Annotated in this window: 2 protein-coding genes and 2 pseudogenes; 3 read left to right on the forward strand and 1 reads right to left on the reverse strand. The window is 64.4% G+C overall.

What is annotated here, in order from left to right; translation table 11 throughout:
- Window positions 1-122: 122 nt before the first annotated feature.
- The 3 genes and pseudogenes from QMF80_RS37720 to QMF80_RS38525 form a co-directional block, all read left to right on the forward strand.
- A pseudogene (locus QMF80_RS37720) lies at window positions 123-332 on the forward strand (oxidoreductase); the annotation flags it as partial.
- Window positions 333-634: 302 nt separating this feature from the next.
- A complete protein-coding gene (locus QMF80_RS37725) occupies window positions 635-1,183 on the forward strand; it encodes a DUF4262 domain-containing protein (protein WP_283461929.1) in 549 nt (182 codons plus the stop codon).
- Window positions 1,184-2,063: 880 nt separating this feature from the next.
- Window positions 2,064-2,516: an RICIN domain-containing protein gene (locus QMF80_RS38525; RefSeq protein WP_502963007.1), complete on the forward strand. Its 453-nt coding sequence runs from the start codon at window positions 2,064-2,066 to the stop codon at window positions 2,514-2,516.
- Between the two features lie 111 nt (window positions 2,517-2,627).
- Here the strand turns inward: QMF80_RS38525 and QMF80_RS38530 are convergent.
- Window positions 2,628-2,753: pseudogene (locus QMF80_RS38530) on the reverse strand (short-chain dehydrogenase/reductase); the annotation flags it as partial.
- Between the last annotated feature and the right edge of the window lie 117 nt (window positions 2,754-2,870).

The raw sequence follows: 2,870 nt of genomic DNA on the forward strand, positions 1-2,870 counted from the left end.
CACCACCTCCGACCTGGACGATCTGCTGGCCAGACTCGACCGACACTCTCTCGACCGACAGGAAGAATCCTCCACCGCACCGACTGCTTGATCAACCCCCGAAGGACTTCGCGCGTCGACCACTAAGGGTCACCACCGTCTCGCCCGGCGTGATCTCCACCGACTTCGCCGAGGCGTCGAGCAACGACCGGGTCCGCGACGACATCACGCGCATGCGGGACGAGGTCGGCATCGCGCCCGCGGCGGTCGCGCGGGCCGTCGCCTACGCGATCGGGCAGCCGGCGGACGTGGACGTGAACGAGATCGTGGTCCGGCCGACTGCGCAGAGCTGATCGGCGTGGCCGACGGCCGGAAAGCCGTTCCCGGCGGCCCAACGGGCCCGGGTCACGCCCCGCTGCTTCCGCTCCCCCGGTACACGGCGTGCCCGCAGGCCCGGGCCACCGGTGACCGCTCACCGCTCACCGCTCACCGGCCAGCGCTGACCACACGTGCCCGGGCCGGTCGCTGACTCCCGCATCCGATGCTGGCACTGACCTTCGGGAGTTGTCCCGGAGGGTGACGATACCGTTCGAGCCAAGGGGCGGTCACGAACCCTGGCTGCCCGACTCACACGCTCACCTCGTAGCCTCCGCACATGACTGATGATCCGTTCCAGTGCCGCTGCGTCCTCTGCCATGACTACGGTGACCGAGACGAAGCGGACCGCGCGGATCTGACGATCATCGAGAATGTGCGGCAGCACGGATGGCACGTCGTGATGGTGCCCGAGGACGAGATCGGTCCTGGATTCGCCTACACGATCGGCCTGTCACACACTCACGGAGCACCTGAACTCGCCATGTTCGGGCTCGATGTCCACGTCATGCAGCGCATGCTCAACAGGCTCGGGGCTAAGTCCGCCGCGGGCACTGTGCTGGCTGACGGCCAGAGGCATCCTGACGTTGCCCACGGCCACCAGGTCGCGCTCAGGCAGGTGGATCTCCGCTGGTACCGGACCTTTTTCGGGCGCGCCATCGGGTTCTACCGGCGGCCTCCTTTCCCCGTGTTGCAAGTTGCGTGGCCCGACGTGGACGACCGGTTTCATTGGGAAGAGCAGGTTGAGGAGAGGCATCGGGAGGCGCAGCCTCAGTTGTGGCTGCCACCGAGTGAGCACCCTGTCGGGACCTGGACGACCGAACTCTGACCGCGAAGGCGGATGTTGGCTCCAGAGAAGTCGAGCCGGCTCTCCCAGCACATCCCAGACCGCAAGGACCCCGGCGGCTCCACATTCCGGGCGACCCCTGCGACCGTCGAAGCGTCAGCACTCCATGGCGGCATGCCCACCAGCCGGGCCGGCCGGGCCGCCGCACGACCCACGAGTGCCCGAGGGATTACTGTCAGCGCGTCCAGCCGCCAGCGGTGTACCCGTCGGGGCCGGACGTGGCGGAGGGGGAGCGCGCTGCGGACGCCAGGAGAGCCGACCGGATTGCGGACCTTTCCAGGTCCTGATGCACTGGAAAGAGGACAGAAGCACTGCCTTGTGTACGCCTCCCTTGAGCTGCCACTTCTTCCCCGTGACCGACGGGACGGTGGTATCAGTCGATCGATAATCCGGGAGATGTGTCGTGCGAAGCAAGAAGAGGCTTCAGAGAAAAAGGCGTGGCACGTTCACAGTGGCATTGGTCGGGCTACTGACGGTCAGCTCGGTCGGCGGTTTGGCTGGAACCCAAGAAGCTGCAGCATTCGGCCCATACGGCCCAGATACGTGCATAAATGGATTCGTTTGGCGGGAGGCAACTCCTGACGACCATGTCTGCGTTCCACCAAATATCCGGACTTTCACTCGCATTCAAACCCAGGATGGCCAGAAATTCCGACAGGCCGGAGGTGGCGCATACGGACCGGATACGTGCATAAAGGGATTCGTATGGCGGGAGGCAACACCGGACGATCACGTCTGCGTGGCCCACAGTGTCCGGGATGCCCATCACCAGTTTTCACGATTTGCCGCAGCCCGCTGGGCCGCCACCGCTCACCCTTCTGGGATCGTGGATGATTTCCCGTTCCTGGTTGCCGACATTTGGGTGTCTATCGGAAGTCCGGGTCACGATGACCTGGTCATTGACGGAGCCAATGATCGAGCCAACGTTCACGTACTCGGAGGGAGTTCTGTTCGAGTACAGCCATCGGTCAACTCGGACAGCCAAAACTTCGCCTTCCTGCGACGGGGAGACGGAGTTGCCTACCAGAACGCATTTGAACTGATGGATCGTGCTTCGCGAAAATGTTTGACCCTCGGCGGGGCAGCAGGTCGGGACGGCGCCAGAATCGTCAAGTCGCCATGCGATTGGAAGGCTGGGAAAACCTGGTCCCTCGAGCGCTTGGGAGACGCGGGGCGCTGGGCACTTCGCTCTGCCATCAGTGACAAATGCCTCACAGTAAACTCCCCGCCGCCGAGAACCGATGAACCCCGGGCCGGCGCGGCATTGATTCAGTGGGCTTGCTACGCGGGAAAGGCGCAGGCCTGGGTTCTCTAGTGATCGCGCCGAAGCCCGGTGGAATGGCACGGGGTGAGGTTTCCAGAGTCAGAGAATCCCCTGACTGTTCTCCATCCCGGAAACGGCCGTGAACGGCGCTGGACCGGAGGCCTACGGAGCGTCGTCGGGGCTGAAGTCGGTGGACAGGGTGAGCTCTTCCCAGGCGACGAGGCCGCGATCGATCGCCGCGCGTCCGGCCCGTACCAGACGCAGAGCGTCGGACCCGAGGGCTAGATGATTGATTCCAAGGGGTAGCGGCACGGACGCGAGGGTGTCCACCCTCGATGTGTGACGACCGATATGGACACCCTCGCAACTGCACTGTACGTGCGGGTCGATGACCTTTTGAAGGCC

It is taken from the genome of Streptomyces sp. G-G2, from assembly GCF_030063135.1.
Classification (GTDB): domain Bacteria; phylum Actinomycetota; class Actinomycetes; order Streptomycetales; family Streptomycetaceae; genus Streptomyces.